The sequence below is a fragment of the Streptomyces sp. NPDC003327 genome (assembly GCF_053589515.1).
Map to the genome: position 1 here is coordinate 63,776 of NZ_JBSFSA010000030.1, position 17,520 is coordinate 81,295.

Below are 17,520 nucleotides of genomic sequence, written 5' to 3' on the forward strand. Positions count from 1 at the left end.
GCCCGAGCCGCCCCCGAGCCCGAGCCGCCCCGGCCCCCCGACCCGTCCGCAGCCGTCCTCGACCGACCGAAGAGGTACCCCATGGCCCAGCCACGCCTGACCCCGCGCGTGCAGCGCAGAGCCGTCCTCGCCGCCTCCGGGTGGCTCGCCCTCGCCGCGACCGCGTTCCCCGGCGGCTCCCCGCTCCGCTGGATCCCCGTCCTCGCCTTCGTCGTCCTCGCCCCCGGCCTCGCCCTGCTCATGCCGCAGCCGCTCGGACTGCGGCCCGGCGCCCGCCTGGAGGCCCTGGCGCTCGCCGCGCCCGTCAGCCTCTCCGTCGCCACGCTCGTCGCGACCGTCCTGTTCCTGGCCGAGTCGTTCTCGCTCACCGTCTTCATGGTGGTCCTCGCCGCGTTCGTGACGGTGGCCGCGCTCCTGCCCGGCGTGCCGCTGCCCGCCGCGACGCGCGGCGCCGTCGAGCGCGCGACCGCCACCGCGTCCGGCCCCGGAACCGGCTTCGGGTCCGGGTTCGGGTCCGGGTTCCGCAAACGAAGGCCCGGTGGGGGCCGGTGACCGGGCGGCACGCCAAGGGCACCGCCGCCGGACGGCTCGCGGTGGCGCTGGCCGCCGTCGGCGCGCTCACCGCCGGCATAGGGGTGTGGGCGACGGTCGCGGAGGGCGGCGACGACCGGTGCCTCCCGGACGCCCGGCTCGTCGCCCCCTGCGGGGCCTGGTGGGGCGCGTACATCCCGTACGACGAGGACAGCTCGCTCACCCGGCCGGTGTACGCCTTCGAGAAGAAGATCGGCCGCAAGCTCGACCTCGTCTACACGTACCACGACATGTCGGGGAGCGCCGCCGACGGCCAGCTGCTCACCCCGGACGAGATCGAGCTCGGCCGCGACCGGCTCCTCATGCTGGCCTGGGAGTCCACCGTCTGGACCGAGAAGCACCACGCCAACTGGACCGAGAAGCAGCTCGGCTGGAAGAACATCGCCTCCGGGGCGTACGACGCCTCCGTCATAGACCCGCAGGCCCTGCGCGTCAAGGCCTACGGCAAGCGGGTCTTCTTCTCCTTCGACCAGGAGGCCGACTTCCGCATCCCCGAGGGCGCCGGCACGCCCGAGGAGTACGTCGCCGCCTACCGCCACCTCCGCGACCGCTTCGAGAAGCTCGGCGTCACCAACGTGGTGTGGGTGTGGACCGTCTCCGGCTACCTCGGCAACGCCGAGCAGATGAAGGCGCTCTACCCCGGCGACGCGTACGTCGACTGGATCGGCATGGACCAGTACAACTACTACCTCTGCCACAAGTCGCCGAACTGGCTCGACTTCGACAGGAGCCAGCGCCCCAGCTACGACTGGCTGCGCGCGAACGTCTCCGCCACCAAGCCCGTCATGCTCTCGGAGTTCTCCACCGCCCCCGACCCGAAGAGGCCGGAGCGCCAGCGCGACTGGTACACCGAGATCCCGCGGGTGGCGCCGACCCTCCCCGAGGCCAAGGCGTACGTCCACTGGAACCGCGCCGTCCCCGGCCCCGGCTGCGACCTCACCGTCGACGCGGGACCCGGCCTCGACGGCTACCGCACCGCGGGCCGGGACCCGTACTTCAAGCAGCCCCTGCCGCGCCGCTGAACCCCCGCGCGGGACGGGTTCAGCGGCGCCGGGCGCCGGTCAGCCCCCGGAAGGCGCACACCGCCATGGTGGCCCCGGCCAGACCGAGGAGCGGCGGCAGCGGGGCGGCGGCGAAGGCCTGCTGTCCCGCCCAGCCCGCCCAGACCAGCACCCACACCACCCCGGCCGTCAGCCGCGTCCCGGCGCCCAGCACCCGCAGCAGGACGCCCGCGAGCAGCAGGCACAGCGCCTGCGCCACGACCGGGGCCGCGGCGCCCGCCACGCCCCCGCCGAGCAGCCCGGCACCCGGCCCGGCCGCCTCGGGCGGCCGGAGCCCGAGCAGCGGCGGCGCGGTGTGCAGGGCGAGGAAGGTCGCGAGGAGCACCGTGGCGGCGAAGTCCGGCCGGAAGGAGCGCAGTCCGACCGCGGCGCCCTGGAGCGCGACGAGCAGCAGCCCGGCGGCGAGCGTCAGCGGCGGCAGGGCGGCGAGGAGTTCCGTACCGGAGAGCCGCTCGACCGCGAGCCCCTCGGCCCGGACCAGCGGGAACCAGAAGAGCGCGGTGGCGGTCCCGAGGAGCACCCACAGCAGCAGCTCCGCCCGGCTCGGCGCCCCGGCGCCCCCGCCCGACACCGCCCCGGCCCCGCCCGGCCCTGCCCCGGCCCTCGTCCCCGCCGTCGGCCCGGGCCCGGGGCCCGCCGCTGCCGCCGGGCGGCCGTGGGCCCCGTCGGGGCGCTCCGGCGGTACGAAGACGGGGATGCCGAACGCGGGCGTCACCGACTCGTGCGCCCCGCGCAGATAGGCGCTCTCGCGCGCCCAGCTCGTGCCGTACCCGTCCTCGGCGCGCTCCTTCACGCGGGCCGAGGCCCGGGGCCGTTCGGCCGGGGCCCGGCCCTTGAGCGCGGCCCGCAGGCCGGGCGCGGAGACCACCGCCATCAGCGTCATCGAGCCGAGCGCGGCGACCCCGGCCCCGGCGATCCCGAGCGGCCCGACGAGGACGGCGGCGCTGCCGAGCACCAGCACGCACATCGCGCCCTGGAGGACCGCGAGCACGCCCGTCCGCCCCTGGACGCGCAGCACGCCGATGTACAGCTCGACGGCGACGCGGGGCAGCGCGGCGGCGGCGAGCAGCCGCAGCACGGTGGTGCCGTGCTCGGCGTAGTCGGGGCCGAAGGGGGCGAGGATCAGCGGGGCGAGGACGACGAGGACGAGGACGACGGGGACGAGCAGCAGCGCCATGCGGCGCAGCGCGCCCTTGACGCCCTCGGCGAGGGACTCGGGGCTGTGGGAGGCGTGGGCGGTGAGCGAGGAGGCCATGTTGATGGCCATGAACTCCATGGTGCCGCCGACGGTGTACGCCGTGTAGAAGAAGGCGTTGTGGGCGGCGTCGAAGCGGACGGCGACCATCACCGGCAGCAGGTTGATCATGGCGAGGCTGAACAGGGCGCCGACGGAGTCCCCGGCCATGAAGCGGCCGATCTCGCGCAGGGTGGGCGGCTCGCGGTCCCGGTCGGCGCGGGCCTGGCGGGGGATGAGCCGCCGGAACACCAGCCAGGCGAGCGGCACCACGGAGAGCGCGATCGCCGCCGACCAGGAGACGAAGACGCCGAGGACGGGGAGCCCGGCGGCGACGACGACGAGCAGCACGAGCTTGCCGAGGGAGAAGACGGCGTTGCCGACGGGGACCCAGAAGGCGCGTCTGAGGCCGGTGAGGACGCCGTCCTGGAGGGTGAGCAGGGCCCAGCCGACGCAGGAGGCGGTGAAGAACAGTCCGGCGGAGAGGGTGCCGAGCGGCGCGTAGGAGGGCCCCCACCAGTCCAGGGTGAGCAGGAAGATCCCGCAGGCCACGGCGACGACGACGGTGCTGACCAGGTACATGCGCAGCACGAGCGGGCCGGTGGCGCGGCCCGCACGGGGCACGTAGCGGACGACGGCGCCGATCATCGTGGTGGCGGTGAGGGAGGCGAGGAGGCGCTGAGCGGCGATGGCGGCGGAGCCCTGGCCGACGGCCTCCTCGCTGTAGTAGCGGGCCGCGACCAGCCAGAAGCCGAGACCGAGGGCGGCGGAGACGCCGGTGGACAGCATCAGGGCGTAGGCGTTGCGGAACAGGGAGCTCTCGCCGGAGTCCCCTTCGACGGGGGCCGCGCCGGGCCGCGCGGCGCCGTCCTCGGCCTCGGCCGCGGGTCGCTCGGGCTCCCGCGTCCGCACGGTCTCGGTCACCGGGCGCCGCCGGGGGCCTGCGGCGGGCGGACCGGCCGGACTCCGGCGCCGCGCAGCACGGCGAGGACCTCGCCGGCCCGGCGCGGGTCGACGGGCAGCGCGTGCCGGGCGAACCAGGCGGCGGCCTCCGGCGCGGGGGAGGGGTCGGTGAACGGCTCGCCCGCGTAGGCGTCGAGCGGCGGGTCGTAGAGGTAGCCGGTGGTGATCCGGTGCCGGGCGAGGGCGGCGGTGGCCGCGGCCCGGTCGTCGACGAGCAGCGGCACCCGGAACAGCGGCTGGGCCGGGCCTCCGGCGCTCGGCGGCGTGCCGTACTCGCTCTCCAGGAGCCGGGCGGTGCCCGCGCGGTGTGCGGCGAGGACGCGGTCGAGCCGGGCGAGCCCGCGGGCGGTGCGGCGCAGGCGCCCGGGGCCGGGGCGCAGGCGGTAGTCGTGCATGTCGACCCGGATCCAGGAGTGGAAGGGGGCGAGGGCGGGCGCGGCGGGCAGCGCCTGCTTCAGCTCGTCGGCCCGCAGCGGCATCCGTATCTCCTCCCGCTCCGCACGGCCGAGCAGCCGCACGGCCGCGTGGGCGGTCTTGACCAGGCGCAGTCCGCGCACGGTGGCCTCGGCGTACGGCCGGAGCAGGTACGCGAGCTCGGCACCGGTACGGGTCGGGTGCAGCAGCTCCTCGCGGGCGGCCGTCAGCGCGTCCCGCAGCGCCGGGTCGGCCAGGGCGAGGAAGCCGCCGGTCTTGGCGCCGGTGTGCTTGGAGAGGCTGAAGACGGCGGCCTCGCCGTACGTGCCGACCGGGCGGCCGCCGGAGACGGACCCGATCGCGTGGGCGGCGTCCTCGATCAGCGGGATGCCGAGCCGGTCGCAGTGGGCGCGCAGCTCCGGGGCCGGGTCGGGGTTCCCGTACAGGTTGGTGGTGAGGACGGCGGAGAGGTCCTGCCAGACGGACTCGGGGACGGCCGACGCGTCGACGGAGCCGTCCCGCGGGTCGAGCGGGGCCTGCACGGGCCGGAGCCCGGCGGCGAGGACGACGAAGAAGATGACGTCGTCGTTGACCGGTGACATCAGCACCCGGCCGCCGGGTCTGCACCAGTGGCGCAGCGCGAGGTAGAGGCCGAAGCGGCACGACGGCACGTAGAGGCACTCCCGTCCCCCGAGCCGTACGCGCATGCGCTCTTCCAGTTCCGCGTACGCAGAAACCATGTGTTTCCCCCCTGAAACCCCGGGCTCAATGTGGCCCATTCCGGACGGCTCGTCAACAAGGCCCTCCGGTCGTACGGAAAGGGCCCGTTCACGGGTCGGTCGACCGTGAACGGGCCCTTTCCGCGACCATTTTGGCGGCCGGGCGGAGGTTGCGGGGCTCATTCCTCCAGAGTGAGGCCGCGGCGCAGCCCGGCGAGGGTGCGGGCCAGCAGCCGGGAGACGTGCATCTGGGAGATGCCGAGCTCCGCGGCGATCTCCGACTGGGTCATGCCGGCGACGAAGCGGTGGGAGAGGATGAGCCGTTCGCGGGCGGGCAGCGCGGCGATCATCGGCTTGAGGGAGGCGATGTACTCGATCCCGGTGAGGCCGTGGTCCTCGTAGCCGAGCCGGTCGGCGAGGGGGAGCGAGCCGTCCTCGTCCTCGTCGGCCTGGGCGTCGATCGAGCTCGCGGTGTAGGCGTTGCCCGCGACCATGCCCTCGACGACCTCGTCCTCGCCGATGCCGAGTTCCTCGGCGAGCTCGGCGGCGGTGGGGGCGCGGTCGAGGCGCTGGGACAGCTCGTCGCCGGCCCGCGCCAGGTCGATCCGCAGCTCCTGGAGCCTGCGGGGCACGTGCACGGACCACGAGGTGTCGCGGAAGAAGCGCTTGATCTCGCCGATGATCGTGGGCATCGCGAAGGTGGGGAACTCGACGCCGCGGGCCGGCTCGAAGCGGTCGATGGCCTTGATCAGGCCGATCGTGCCGACCTGGACGATGTCCTCCATGGGCTCGCTGCGCGTGCCGTAGCGGGCGGCGGCGAACCGTACGAGGGCGAGGTTGAGCTCGATGAGCGTGTTGCGCACGTAGGCGTACGCGTGGGTGCCCTCCTCCAGCTCGGCGAGCCGGGCGAAGAGGTGCTTCGAGAGGGCGCGGGCGTCGCCGGGCGCCACCTTGCCGGGGGCCTCGGGGAGGTCCGGGAGTTCCGGAAGCTCGGCGAGCGGGTGGTGCGGGGTGGGACTGGGGACGTGTGCCGACGGCGCGTCGGGGGTACGCGGGGCGTCGAGCCGGGGTGACATGGATTTCCTCCGTCGTTCTGCTTGCTGCGGTTTGCGGCGCCTCCAAAGCCGGCCGTGTCGGGTGTTCTCCTCTAGCCCTACCGGCTCGACCCGGATCGTTGCAAGTGCCAATAATCCCTTTCGTCCCGTTGTGCGCAGACCTCATGTGCACAGAGGGCCGACCCGCTTGTAGGGTTCGATCACGTCACTCCCATCCGCGACAGCGAGAAGAGGCACGGCCATGGACCGCGAACACATCGGCTCCGCCCCGCCCGGGCGGCTGCGGGTCGAGGTCCGGACCGTGGGCGCCAGCGAAGTCCTGGTGCCGGCGGGTGAGCTCGATCACCACACCGCGGACCTGTTGCGCGCGCCGCTCGACGAGGCCCTCGACGCCGGCCGGTCACGGATCGTCGTCGACTGCTCGGAGCTCGGCTTCTGCGACTCGACCGGGCTCAACGTGCTCCTCGGCGCGCGGCTGCGGGCGGACGCCGCCGGCGGCGGGGTCCACCTGGTGGCGATGCGGCCCGCCGTGGCCCGGGTCTTCCAGATCACCGGAGCCGACGCCGTGTTCACCCTGCACGACTCGCTCGACACGGCACTGCCCGGCTGAGGCGGGGCCGTGGCCCCCGCCCGTGCCCCCGCGCCCGCGGTGCCCCCTCCTCCGCTCCTGTGCCCCTGAGTCCCTGTCCCGTCAACCGGTGAGGTGAAGCGCCGATGGACCAAGCTTCCGACGTCCGTACGCTCGCCCTCGGCGGGACCAGCGGCACCGTGCCGCTCGCCCGCGACTTCACGAGGACGGCGCTGCGGGAGTGGGGCTGGCTCCCCGCCGCCACCGCCGACCGCAGGGCCGCCGCCGAGGACGTCCTGCTGGTCGTCTCCGAACTCGTCACCAACGCCTGTCTGCACGCCGAGGGCCCGGAGCAGCTCCGCGTGCTGCTGCTGCCGAGCGCGCTGCGCCTGGAGGTCACCGACCTCGGCGCGGGCCAGCCCGCCCCGCGCACCCCGCACCGCGCCGGACGGCCCGGCGGGCACGGCATGTTCATCGTCCAGCGGCTCTGCCTCGACTGGGGCATCGAGCGCGTCCCCGGCGCCCCCGGCAAGACCGTCTGGGCCGAACTGGCCGCGCCCGCGTAGGGCTCCCCGCGCAGGGCGTCCCCGCGTAGGCCTTCCCCCCTCCGGAAACGGCGAAAGCCGCCGCACCGGAAGCGGTGCGGCGGCCTTCGTACGGGCCCGGCGGACGTCAGTGGACGCCGCCCATGAGGCTCTGGACCTTCTTGCGGTACATGTAGATCGCGAGTCCCGCGACGACGGCCAGTGAGGCCTCCATCGCGATGATCCCCGTCCCGTTCAGGTCGACCCCGGCCAGCGACAGCAGACCGGTGGTGCAGTCACCCGCCGTGACGGCGAGGAACCAGACGCCCATCATCTGGGAGGCGTACTTCTGCGGCGCCATCTTCGTCGTGACGGAGAGGCCGACCGGCGAGAGGCACAGCTCACCGATGGTCTGGATCATGTAGATCGAGACCAGCCACATCGGGGAGACCTTGTCGCCGCCGCCCGCCATGTTCATCGGGACGACGAAGACGAAGAAGGACGCGCCGACCAGGACCAGGCCCATCGCGAACTTCACGATGGTGTTCGGCTCCTGGTTCTTGCGGGCCAGCCACAGCCACAGCCAGGCGAAGACCGGTGCCAGCGCCATGACGAAGAGCGGGTTCAGCGACTGGTACCAGGTAGCCGGGAAGCCGAAGCCGAAGACGGTGTCGGCGGTCTTGTCGTCGGCGAACAGCGACAGGGTCGAACCACCCTGGTCGTAGATCATCCAGAAGACGGCGGCGGCGACGAAGAACCAGATGTAGCCGGTCATCTTCGACTGCTCGGTCGTCGACAGGTCCTTGTCGCGCTTGATGCGGACCAGGACGGCGACCGGGATGACCAGACCCGCGAGGGTGATCGGGACGAGCGCCCAGTTCAGGGTGTACATGCCGAGGGCGACGACGACGCCGTAGAAGGCGGCGGCGAGCACCAGGACCAGGCAGACCTTGACCAGGATCGTCTTCCGCTCGGCCGGGCTCAGCGGGTTCGGGACGACGTTGCTCTTCGGGCTCAGGTTCTTCGTGCCGATGAGGAACTGGAGCAGGCCCAGGCCCATGCCGGCCGCGGCCAGCGCGAAGCCGAGGTGCCAGTTGACCTTCTCGCCGACGGTGCCGACGACGAACGGGGCGACGAAGGCACCGAGGTTGATGCCGATGTAGAAGAGCGTGAAGCCACCGTCACGGCGCGGGTCGTCCGGGCCGTCGTAGAGGTGGCCGACCATCGTCGAGATGTTCGCCTTGAGGAGGCCGGAGCCGGCGGCGACGAGCGCCAGGCCGACGAAGAACATCGCCTGGCCGGGCAGGGCCAGGGAGAGGTGACCGGCCATGATCACGAAACCGGCGATGGCGACCGTCTTGCGGGCGCCCCAGACGCGGTCGCCGAACCAGCCGCCGGGCATCGCCATCAGGTAGACCATCGACACGTACACCGAGTAGATGGCCGTGGCCGTGGCCGCCGTCATGGCGAGGCCGCCACCCTGGCTGCCCACGGCGGCGTCGGCGCCACCGGAGACCAGGTACAGGACGAGAAGCGCCCTCATGCCGTAGTAGGAGAAGCGCTCCCACATCTCGGTCATGAAGAGGGTGGCGAGGCCGCGGGGATGCCCGAAGAAGGTCTTCTCCGAACCCACGGAAACGGGGGGTGCCGCCATGTCGATCCTTGCTCTGTCGGGACGCGTCGCCTTGTGAGCGGGTCGCGCCCGGTGGGGGAGGCCGGCACCGGCGGGAGTGTTCGCACCCCTGCCGGGATCCACGCCCCGCCGCGCTCGTTCGCACGACGGGACCCGGCCCGCAGGTCATTCACCGTCCCGGGGCCGGCAGGGCCGGCCCGTGCGGGAAAGAGGGCCTCGGCGCACGAAGCGGGCCAAAGGTCCCTGATTACCGCATCAGACGTCTCGCCACCATACGACACGACAGTGCCGGATATGGAAGGACTTGAGAGATGGATCACAGGTGACGAAGGAACCAACGGCCGCCATTCGAAGGTCATCACCAGGTTACGCGCCCTGATCCACAGGGCCCCCGCCCGGCCCGCGCATCCCGCCCCGGCCCGCCACCCGTGCGGACTACCATCAGCGCATGACCCGTGTACTGCTCGCCGAGGACGACGCATCCATCTCGGAACCGCTGGCCCGCGCCCTGCGGAGAGAGGGGTACGAGGTCGAGGTCCGCGAGGACGGCCCCACCGCCCTCGACGCCGGACTCCAGGGCGGCGTCGACCTGGTCGTGCTCGACCTGGGCCTGCCCGGTATGGACGGCCTGGAGGTCGCGCGCCGGCTGCGTGCCGACGGTCACACGGTCCCCATCCTGGTCCTCACCGCCCGCGCCGACGAGGTCGACACCGTCGTCGGCCTCGACGCCGGCGCCGACGACTACGTCACCAAGCCCTTCCGGCTCGCCGAACTCCTCGCCCGCGTCCGGGCCCTGCTCCGCCGCGGCAGCGCCGAGCCGGTCGTCGCCCCCGCCACCCACGGCGTCCGCATCGACGTCGAGTCGCACCGCGCCTGGATGGGCGACGAGGAGCTCCAGCTCACCGCCAAGGAGTTCGACCTGCTGCGCGTCCTCGTCCGCGACGCCGGCCGGGTCGTCACCCGCGACCAGCTGATGCGCGAGGTCTGGGACACCACCTGGTGGTCCTCCACCAAGACCCTCGACATGCACATCTCCTGGCTGCGCAAGAAGCTCGGCGACGACGCGGCCAACCCCCGCTACATCGCCACCGTCCGCGGCGTCGGCTTCCGCTTCGAGAAGAGCTGATCCCGAGCCGTGCGCCGCCGCCTCATCAACTCCACGCTCGCCGTGGTGCTCGTCGTCATCGCCGTCTTCGGCGTGTCGCTCGTGATCGTCGAGACCCGCACCATCACCAGCAGCGCCCAGGAGAGCGTGGACTCCGAGGCCCTGCGGATCGTCTCCATCGTCGACAGCCGGCTGATCGGCGGCGAGCCGGTCAACCCCGACATCCTCGCCGAGCAGAGCGGCGCCAAGCGGTACGCCCTCATCAGCATCCCCGGCCGCCCGTCCATCGAGATCGGCACCCGCCCCACCGGCAGCGTCATCCGCGGCGTCGCCGAGGGCGAGCGCGGCGAGACCGTGACCGTCGAGGAGTCCCGCTCCACCATCACCGCCGAGGTCGGCCGCACCCTGCTGATCATCGGCGCCGTGGCGCTGCTCGCCGTCGTGGCCGCCGTCCTCCTCGCCGTACGCCAGGCCAACAGGCTGGCCTCCCCGCTCACCGACCTCGCCGAGACCGCCGAACGCCTCGGCTCCGGCGACCCCAGGCCCCGCCACAAGCGGTACGGCGTGCCCGAGCTGGACCGGGTCGCGGACGTCCTCGACGCCTCCGCCGAGCGCATCGCCCGGATGCTCACCGCCGAGCGCCGGCTCGCCGCCGACGCCTCCCACCAGCTGCGCACCCCGCTCACCGCCCTCTCCATGCGCCTGGAGGAGGTCGCCCTCGCCGACGACCTCGACACGGTCAAGGAGGAGGCCACGATCGCCCTCACCCAGGTCGAGCGGCTCACCGACGTCGTCCAGCGGCTGCTCACCAACTCGCGCGACCCCCGGACGGGCTCCGCGATCGCCTTCGACCTCGACGAGGTCATCAAGCAGCAGCTGGAGGAGTGGCGCCCCGCCTACCGCAGCGCCGGCCGGGCCATCGTCCGCTCCGGCAAGCAGGGCATGCGGGCCGTCGGCACCCCGGGCGCCGTCGCCCAGGTCCTCGCCGCCCTCATCGAGAACTCGCTCATGCACGGGGGCGGCACGGTCGCCCTGCGCACCCGCGTCACCGGCAACCAGTCCGTGATCGAGGTCACGGACGAGGGCCCGGGCGTCCCCGCCGACCTCGGCGCGCGGATCTTCGAGCGGGCGGTCAGCGGCCGCAGCTCCACCGGCATCGGCCTGGCCGTCGCCCGCGACCTCGCGGAGGCGGACGGCGGACGCCTGGAGCTGCTCCAGCAGCAGCCGCCGGTCTTCGCCCTCTTTCTGGGCCGTGAGGTCCGCGGCGTCTCCCGCGACCAGGGGCAGCGCCCCGTACGGTGACACCCTCCGGGCCCGGCGCCGTACGAAGCGGCCGGGGGAGCGGCCGGGGCGGACGGGGGAGCGGCCGGGTCGGACGTGGCCGGGTCAGACGTGGTCGGGCTGGCGGCGGGCCGCCTGCCGCGGGGCGCGCTCCAGGAGCGCCTCGGCCTCCTGCACCGCCTCCTTCGCGGGCAGCGCGCGGAAGACCCAGGTGCGGTAGGACCAGAAGCGGAAGACCGTGCCGACGCCGATGCCGAAGAACTTGAAGAAGTTGCTCTGGAGCGGGGAGTCCCAGCCGAAGCCGTACGTCGCCGCGTACAGGATCCCGTTCTCGATCACCATGCCGACGATGCTGAACAGCAGGAACAGGGTCAGCTGGCGGGTGCGCCCGGACTTGTCGCGGTCCCGGTACGTGAAGTAACGGAAGCCGACGTAGTTGAAGGCGATGGCGATCACCGTGGCGATCAGACTGGCCCGGACCACAGGCAGGTCCGTGGCGTTGCGCACCAGGTTGAACGCCGCCATGTTCACGAGGACGCCGAGGCCGCCGACCGCGCCGAACTTCACCACCTCGCGGGCGAGCTGGTCCAGCTTCGTGCGCAGCGCGCCCGGTTCGCTCATGGTGGTCGCCCGATCCGTCCGGTCATCTGACGTCCGGATGACGTCAACCAAATCCATGCTAACCAGCCCGTCCGGTGAACGTCTGCCCGCTCCCGAAACTGCGATCCTGCCCCGTCGCGCCTGTGTCAACACACAGCCGAACGGGTCATCCGGATTGTGCGGATACCCTAAGAGGGTGACGTTCCCCGTAGTAGGCATGGTCGGAGGCGGGCAGCTCGCCCGCATGACCCACGAGGCCGGCATCCCCCTCGGCATCAAGTTCAAGCTCCTCAGCGACACCCCGCAGGACTCCGCGGCGCAGGTGGTCGGTGACGTCGTCATCGGCGACTACCGCGACCTGGACACGCTGCGTGACTTCGCGCGCGGCTGTGACGTGATCACCTTCGATCACGAGCACGTGCCCGCCGGGCACCTGGCCGCCCTGGAGGCGGACGGTGTCGTGATCCGCCCCGGCCGCAAGGCCCTCGCGCACGCCCAGGACAAGGGGGTGATGCGGGCGAAGCTGACCGAGATCGGCGCGCCGAGCCCGCGGCACCGCATGGTCGCGGACCCGGCCGACGCGGTGGCGTTCGCCGCCGAGGTCGGCGGCTTCCCCATCATCCTGAAGACCGTGCGCGGCGGCTACGACGGCAAGGGCGTCTGGTTCGTGCGCACGGAGGAGGACGCGCGGGACCCGTTCCGCGCCGGCGTCCCGGTCCTCGCCGAGGAGAAGGTCGACTTCGTCCGCGAGCTGGCCGCGAACATCGTCCGCTCCCCGCACGGCCAGGCCGTCGCCTACCCCGTCGTGGAGTCCCGCCAGGTCGACGGCGTCTGCGACACGGTCATCGCCCCCGCCCCCGACCTGCCCGACGAGCTCGCCGGACAGGCGCAGGAGCTGGCGCTCCGCATCGCCTCCGAGCTCGGGGTCGTCGGCCACCTCGCCGTCGAGCTGTTCCAGACCACCGACGGCCGCATCCTCGTGAACGAGCTCGCGATGCGCCCGCACAACTCCGGCCACTGGACCCAGGACGGGGCGATCACCTCGCAGTTCGCCAACCACGTCCGGGCGGTCCTCGACCTGCCCCTCGGCGACCCGCGCCCCCGCGCGCGGTGGACCGTGATGTGCAATGTCCTGGGCGGCGACTTCCCGGACATGTACGCGGCGTACCTGCACTGCATGGCCAGGGACCCGCAGCTCAAGATCCACATGTACGGCAAGGACGTGAAGCCCGGCCGCAAGGTCGGTCACGTCAACACCTACGGCGACGACCTCGACGACGTGCTGGAGCGCGCCCGTCACGCCGCCGACTACCTGCGAGGAACGATCGTTGAGTAATCCGCTCATTGGCATCGTCATGGGGTCCGACTCCGACTGGCCCGTGATGGAGGCCGCGGCGCAGGCCCTGGACGAGTTCGAGATCCCGTACGAGGTCGACGTCGTCTCCGCCCACCGGATGCCGCGCGAGATGATCGCGTACGGCGAGGAGGCCGCGGGCCGCGGGCTCAAGGCGATCGTCGCGGGCGCCGGCGGCGCCGCCCACCTGCCCGGCATGCTCGCCTCGGTCACCCCGCTGCCGGTCATCGGCGTCCCCGTGCCGCTGAAGTACCTCGACGGCATGGACTCGCTGCTCTCCATCGTGCAGATGCCGGCCGGCGTCCCCGTCGCCACGGTCTCCGTCGGCGGCGCCCGGAACGCGGGCCTGCTCGCGGCCCGGATCCTCGCCGCGCACGACGCCGACCTGCTCGCCCGGATGCGGGAGTTCCAGCAGGAGCTGAACGACCAGGCGACGGAGAAGGGCAAGCGGCTGCGCGCCAAGGTCGAGGGTTCGGCGGCGTTCGGCTTCGCCAAGTGAGCGCGGCCGACCACCTGGCGGAGGCCCGCGAGCTGCTCGCGGGCCACCCCGTCGTCGACGGCCACAACGACCTGCCGTGGGCGCTGCGCGAGCACGCGCGCTACGACCTCGACAAGCTGGACATCGGCGCGGACCAGACCGGCGCGCTCCACACCGACCTCGCCCGGCTGCGGGCCGGCGCGGTCGGCGCCCAGTTCTGGTCGGTGTACGTGCCCGGCCGGCTGGCCGGCGACGACGCCGTCAGCGCCACCCTGGAACAGATCGACATCGTCGACCAGCTCCTGGAGCGGTACGCGGCGGACCTCGCGCCCGCCCGCACGGCCGACGACATGGAGGCGGCCCGCGCCGAGGGCCGGATCGCCTCCCTCAAGGGCGCCGAGGGCGGCCACTCGATCAACAACTCCCTCGCCACCCTGCGCGCGCTGCATGCCCTCGGCGTGCGCTACATGACCCTCACGCACAACGAGAACAACGACTGGGCGGACTCGGCGACCGACGAGCCGCGCGTCGGCGGGCTCTCCGCCTTCGGCCGCGAGGTCGTCCGCGAGATGAACCGCTGCGGCATGCTCGTCGACCTCTCGCACGTGGCCGCCACCACGATGCGTGACGCGCTCGACGCCTCCACCGCGCCGGTGGTGTTCTCGCACTCCTCGGCCCGCGCGGTCTGCGACCACCCGCGCAACGTCCCGGACGACGTCCTGGAGCGGCTGCCCGCCAACGGCGGCGTCGCCATGGCCACCTTCGTGCCGAAGTTCATCCTGCCCGCGGCCGTCGCGTGGACCGCCCGCGCCGACGAGAACCTCCGCGCGCACGGCTTCCACCACCTCGACACCACCCCGGCGGCCATGCGGCTCCACCGGGCGTTCGAGGAGGAGGACCCGCGCCCGGTCGCCACCGTCGCCACGGTCGCCGACCACCTCGACCACATGCGCGAGGCCGCCGGCATCGACCACATCGGCATCGGCGGCGACTACGACGGCACCGCCTTCACCCCGGCCGGTCTCGACGACGTCGCGGGCTACCCGAACCTGATCGCGGAGCTCCTCCACCGCGGCTGGTCCCGCCCCGACCTCGCCAAGCTGACCTGGTCCAACGCGGTCCGCGTGCTGCGCGACGCGGAGGCGGTCTCGCGTGACCTGCGGAGCCGTACGGCCCCGTCGAACGCGACCCTCGACGTCCTCGACGGGCCCGCCGCCGCTTAGCCCGACCGGCACCGTCGCCGCACGTCACCGGGGGCTCACCCGAACGGCCCCGTTCACCGCGCCCCCCGAGGGGGCCGGTGACACGGTGGAGAGCACTGCCCCGCCGCCTCCGGCGGGGTAGTACTGCGTCACCGATTCCGGAGTAGCACCATGGCAGATCTCGACGACCATTCCCCCCTCTCTGCCGCCCCCGCCGCCGTCGGCGCGCCGGACGTCCCCGAGCCGCCGCCCACCCCGCTCGACGAGACGGCCCGGGCCCGCGCCATCCTCGCCGCGCAGCCGGTCGTCGAGGGGTACGCCGAGCTGCCGAGGTCGCTCGACCCCGAGGACCTCCCGCCGCCCCGGGCGGCGCAGGCCGGGGCCCAGTTCTGGTCCCTGCTCGTCGACGCCGACGAGGGCGTCATCGGGACCCTCCGCAGGATCGACGCCGTCCGGGCGCTCGTGGCCGCCTGTCCCGAGGCCCTGCGGATCGCGCAGAGCACCGCCGAGATCGCCCACGCCGGGAACTGCGGCCGGGTCGCCGCCGTCCTCGGGCCGGTCGGCTGGAGCGCCCTCGGCGGCTCGGCCGCCACCCTGCGGGCGTACCACGCGCTGGGCGTGCGGGCCGTGAACCTCACCCGCTTCGACCGCTTCGCCCGCGAGGCGGTGCGCGAGATGAACCGCATCGGCCTCGCCGTGGACCTGTCGGGCGCCGACCCGGACACCGTCCGCCGCGTCCTCGACGTCACCCGCGCCCCCGCGCTGCTGACCCGGGCCGCGCCGGAGGAGCTGCCGGACGACGTGCTGGCGCCGCTCGGCGCGAACGGCGCCGTCTGCATGGTCACGGTCACCGACGACCCGGCGGCCACCGCCGACGTCCTCGACCGGGTAAGGGCCGTGGCGGGCCCGCACTGCACCGGCCTCTCGCACGTCACCGCCCCCGCGGCCGGCTACGTCCCGCTCTTCGCGGAGCTGCTGCGGCGCGGCTGGCCGGCCGGCGAGCTGGTCGGCCTCGCCCACGCCAACACCACCCGGGCGCTGCGCGAGACCGAGTTCCTGGCGCGGACGAACCGGATCCGCCCGGTCGCGGCCTGACCGCCGCCGCCGGACGCGGACGTCGGCGTACGACGGAGGGGGCGCCCCCGGCCCGGGCGGTGCCCCCTCCGTCGTACGGCGGGCTCCTCAGGAGCGCGGGCGGCCCATCGCCCGGTACGTCCAGCCCGCGGCGCGCCAGCGCTCGCCGTCGAGGGCGTTGCGGCCGTCGAGGAGCACCCGCGAGGACGCCACGGAGGCCAGCTCCGCCGGGTCGAGCTCGCGGAACTCGCGCCACTCCGTGAGGTGGAGCACCACGTCCGCGCCGCGGACCGCGTCGAGCGCGGAGTCGGCGTAGCCGAGGGTCGGGAAGACCCGGCGGGCGTTCTCCATGCCCTTCGGGTCGTAGACCGTGACCTGGCCGCCCTGGAGGTGTATCTGTCCGGCCACATTGAGCGCGGGCGAGTCGCGGACGTCGTCCGAGTCGGGCTTGAAGGTGGCGCCGAGCACGGCCACCCGGCGGCCGAGGAAGGAGTTCCCGCCGAGGGCCTCGCGGGCCATCTCCACCATCTGGCCGCGCCGCCGCATGTTGATCGAGTCGATCTCGCGCAGGAAGGTGAGCGCCTGGTCGGCGCCGAGCTCGCCCGCGCGGGCCATGAACGCCCGGATGTCCTTGGGCAGGCAGCCGCCGCCGAAGCCGATCCCGGCGCGCAGGAACTTGGCGCCGATCCGGTCGTCGTGCCCGATGGCCTCCGCGAGCCTGGCGACGTCGCCGCCCGCGGCCTCGCAGACCTCCGCCATGGCGTTGATGAAGGAGATCTTGGTGGCGAGGAAGGAGTTGGCGGCCGTCTTGACCAGCTCGGCGGTGGGGAAGTCGGTGACGACGAACGGCGAGCCCTCGCCGACCGGCACCTCGTACACCTCGCGCAGCAGCTTCTCGGCCCGCTCGTCGCGCACGCCGACCACGATCCGGTCCGGGTGCAGGGTGTCCTGCACGGCGAAGCCCTCACGCAGGAACTCCGGGTTCCAGGCCAGGTCGACGCCGTCCGGGAGGAGCGCCGCGAGCCGCTCGGCCGAGCCGACCGGAACGGTCGACTTGCCGACGACCAGGGCCCCTTCGCGGACGACTCCGGCGAGGGAGGTGAAGGCGGCGTCGACGTGGCTCATGTCGCAGGCGTACTCGCCGTGCTTCTGCGGGGTGTTGACGCAGACGAAGTGCACGTCGCCGAAGGCGCCGACCTCCTCCCAGGAGGTGGTGAACCGCAGTCGGCCGCTCGACCCCTCGATCCCGGCGACGTGCCGGGCGAGGAGTTCCTCCAGACCGGGCTCGTACATCGGGACGCGGCCCGCGGCCAGCAGCTCGATCTTCTCCGGGACGACGTCGAGCCCCAGTACCTCGAAGCCGAGCTCCGCCATCGCCGCCGCGTGGGTCGCCCCCAGGTAGCCGGTGCCGATGACGGTGATCTTGAGGGCCATGCGTGGACTCCAGGGACGTCGGGCGGAATGCCTGCCCGAGCATAGTCGGGACCTGGCCCGCCGCCCGGCCACGCCCTACCATTCGAGTTACTTAACGGTAGTTAGCAAGCAAGCGTGGGAGTGAGCGGTGGGTTCCAAGGACTTCGACCTGTATCGGCCCTCCGAGGAGCACGAGATGCTCCGGGAGTCGGTGCGTGCGCTGGCGGAGGCGAAGATCGTCCCGTTCGCGG

General features: G+C 73.3%; 16 protein-coding genes. 10 read left to right on the plus strand and 6 right to left on the minus strand.

Annotated features, from left to right (window positions below; all coding sequences use genetic code 11):
* Positions 1-81 precede the first annotated feature (81 nt).
* Both ACWDVG_RS21850 and ACWDVG_RS21855 read left to right on the plus strand, forming a co-directional pair.
* Complete coding sequence (locus tag ACWDVG_RS21850) at positions 82-552, plus strand: hypothetical protein (protein ID WP_451701005.1); 471 nt, start codon at positions 82-84, stop codon at positions 550-552.
* The gene (locus ACWDVG_RS21855; RefSeq protein ID WP_451701006.1) at positions 549-1,613 is read left to right on the plus strand and encodes a glycosyl hydrolase; all 1,065 of its coding nucleotides are present in this window, start codon (positions 549-551) and stop codon (positions 1,611-1,613) included. The genes ACWDVG_RS21850 and ACWDVG_RS21855 overlap by 4 nt, the downstream gene beginning before the upstream one ends.
* Positions 1,614-1,632: 19 nt before the next feature.
* On the opposite strand, the gene ACWDVG_RS21860 is transcribed toward ACWDVG_RS21855, so the two are convergent.
* The 3 genes from ACWDVG_RS21860 to ACWDVG_RS21870 form a co-directional block, all read right to left on the minus strand.
* Entirely contained in the window at positions 1,633-3,810 is a 2,178-nt protein-coding gene (locus ACWDVG_RS21860) for a lipopolysaccharide biosynthesis protein (protein ID WP_451701007.1), read from the minus strand.
* The gene (locus ACWDVG_RS21865; protein WP_451701008.1) at positions 3,807-5,003 is read right to left on the minus strand and encodes a DegT/DnrJ/EryC1/StrS family aminotransferase; all 1,197 of its coding nucleotides are present in this window, start codon (positions 5,001-5,003) and stop codon (positions 3,807-3,809) included. The genes ACWDVG_RS21860 and ACWDVG_RS21865 overlap by 4 nt, the downstream gene beginning before the upstream one ends.
* Positions 5,004-5,161: 158 nt before the next feature.
* Positions 5,162-6,058: an RNA polymerase sigma factor SigF gene (locus ACWDVG_RS21870; protein WP_451701009.1), complete on the minus strand. Its 897-nt coding sequence runs from the start codon at positions 6,056-6,058 to the stop codon at positions 5,162-5,164.
* Between the two features lie 220 nt (positions 6,059-6,278).
* Here ACWDVG_RS21870 and ACWDVG_RS21875 point away from each other — a divergent pair, with 220 nt between their 5' ends.
* Both ACWDVG_RS21875 and ACWDVG_RS21880 read left to right on the plus strand, forming a co-directional pair.
* Positions 6,279-6,647, plus strand: coding sequence for an STAS domain-containing protein (locus ACWDVG_RS21875; RefSeq protein ID WP_451701010.1), 369 nt, complete (start codon positions 6,279-6,281; stop codon positions 6,645-6,647).
* 104 nt (positions 6,648-6,751) lie between these two features.
* Positions 6,752-7,171, plus strand: a complete 420-nt coding sequence (locus tag ACWDVG_RS21880) for an ATP-binding protein (RefSeq protein ID WP_451701011.1) — start codon at positions 6,752-6,754, stop codon at positions 7,169-7,171.
* A 106-nt stretch (positions 7,172-7,277) separates the two neighbouring features.
* Here the strand turns inward: ACWDVG_RS21880 and ACWDVG_RS21885 are convergent, their stop codons facing one another.
* The gene (locus tag ACWDVG_RS21885) at positions 7,278-8,783 is read right to left on the minus strand and encodes a peptide MFS transporter (RefSeq protein WP_451701012.1); all 1,506 of its coding nucleotides are present in this window, start codon (positions 8,781-8,783) and stop codon (positions 7,278-7,280) included.
* Positions 8,784-9,210: 427 nt separating this feature from the next.
* On the opposite strand from ACWDVG_RS21885, the gene ACWDVG_RS21890 reads away from it, so the two are divergent.
* Positions 9,211-9,888 (plus strand): response regulator transcription factor, encoded by a 678-nt coding sequence (locus tag ACWDVG_RS21890; RefSeq protein ID WP_451701013.1) that lies wholly within the window; start codon positions 9,211-9,213, stop codon positions 9,886-9,888.
* Positions 9,889-9,897: 9 nt separating this feature from the next.
* The gene (locus ACWDVG_RS21895) at positions 9,898-11,169 is read left to right on the plus strand and encodes an ATP-binding protein (RefSeq protein ID WP_451701014.1); all 1,272 of its coding nucleotides are present in this window, start codon (positions 9,898-9,900) and stop codon (positions 11,167-11,169) included.
* An 84-nt stretch (positions 11,170-11,253) separates the two neighbouring features.
* On the opposite strand, the gene ACWDVG_RS21900 is transcribed toward ACWDVG_RS21895, so the two are convergent.
* Positions 11,254-11,769 carry a GtrA family protein gene (locus ACWDVG_RS21900; protein ID WP_451701015.1) on the minus strand — a complete coding sequence of 172 codons (516 nt, stop codon included), beginning with the start codon at positions 11,767-11,769 and terminating at the stop codon, positions 11,254-11,256.
* A gap of 175 nt (positions 11,770-11,944) precedes the next feature.
* On the opposite strand from ACWDVG_RS21900, the gene ACWDVG_RS21905 reads away from it, so the two are divergent.
* From ACWDVG_RS21905 to ACWDVG_RS21920, 4 genes are all read left to right on the plus strand, one after another.
* Positions 11,945-13,084, plus strand: a complete 1,140-nt coding sequence (locus ACWDVG_RS21905; RefSeq protein WP_451701016.1) for a 5-(carboxyamino)imidazole ribonucleotide synthase — start codon at positions 11,945-11,947, stop codon at positions 13,082-13,084.
* 19 nt (positions 13,085-13,103) lie between these two features.
* A complete protein-coding gene (purE, locus tag ACWDVG_RS21910; RefSeq protein ID WP_451701021.1) occupies positions 13,104-13,601 on the plus strand; it encodes a 5-(carboxyamino)imidazole ribonucleotide mutase in 498 nt (165 codons plus the stop codon).
* Positions 13,598-14,803, plus strand: a complete 1,206-nt coding sequence (locus tag ACWDVG_RS21915) for a dipeptidase (RefSeq protein ID WP_451701017.1) — start codon at positions 13,598-13,600, stop codon at positions 14,801-14,803. Before purE ends, ACWDVG_RS21915 begins: the two co-directional genes overlap by 4 nt.
* A 150-nt stretch (positions 14,804-14,953) precedes the next feature.
* On the plus strand, positions 14,954-15,877 hold the full coding sequence (locus ACWDVG_RS21920; protein ID WP_451701018.1) for a membrane dipeptidase: 924 nt from the start codon (positions 14,954-14,956) through the stop codon (positions 15,875-15,877).
* An 87-nt stretch (positions 15,878-15,964) separates the two neighbouring features.
* Here the strand turns inward: ACWDVG_RS21920 and ACWDVG_RS21925 are convergent, their stop codons facing one another.
* A complete protein-coding gene (locus ACWDVG_RS21925) occupies positions 15,965-17,290 on the minus strand; it encodes a UDP-glucose dehydrogenase family protein (protein WP_451701019.1) in 1,326 nt (441 codons plus the stop codon).
* Positions 17,291-17,520 lie beyond the last annotated feature (230 nt).

Bases quoted from the DNA above. Each gene is read 5' to 3' on its own strand.
- ACWDVG_RS21865 (WP_451701008.1), bottom strand. From the start codon at position 5,003: ATGGTTTCTGCGTACGCGGAACTGGAAGAGCGCATGCGCGTACGGCTC.
- ACWDVG_RS21880 (WP_451701011.1), top strand. From the start codon at position 6,752: ATGGACCAAGCTTCCGACGTCCGTACGCTCGCCCTCGGCGGGACCAGC.
- purE (WP_451701021.1), top strand. From the start codon at position 13,104: ATGGGGTCCGACTCCGACTGGCCCGTGATGGAGGCCGCGGCGCAGGCC.
- ACWDVG_RS21925 (WP_451701019.1), bottom strand. From the start codon at position 17,290: ATGGCCCTCAAGATCACCGTCATCGGCACCGGCTACCTGGGGGCGACC.
- ACWDVG_RS21870 (WP_451701009.1), bottom strand. From the start codon at position 6,058: ATGTCACCCCGGCTCGACGCCCCGCGTACCCCCGACGCGCCGTCGGCA.
- ACWDVG_RS21885 (WP_451701012.1), bottom strand. From the start codon at position 8,783: ATGGCGGCACCCCCCGTTTCCGTGGGTTCGGAGAAGACCTTCTTCGGG.
- ACWDVG_RS21890 (WP_451701013.1), top strand. From the start codon at position 9,211: ATGACCCGTGTACTGCTCGCCGAGGACGACGCATCCATCTCGGAACCG.
- ACWDVG_RS21850 (WP_451701005.1), top strand. From the start codon at position 82: ATGGCCCAGCCACGCCTGACCCCGCGCGTGCAGCGCAGAGCCGTCCTC.
- ACWDVG_RS21920 (WP_451701018.1), top strand. From the start codon at position 14,954: ATGGCAGATCTCGACGACCATTCCCCCCTCTCTGCCGCCCCCGCCGCC.
- ACWDVG_RS21875 (WP_451701010.1), top strand. From the start codon at position 6,279: ATGGACCGCGAACACATCGGCTCCGCCCCGCCCGGGCGGCTGCGGGTC.
- ACWDVG_RS21900 (WP_451701015.1), bottom strand. From the start codon at position 11,769: ATGAGCGAACCGGGCGCGCTGCGCACGAAGCTGGACCAGCTCGCCCGC.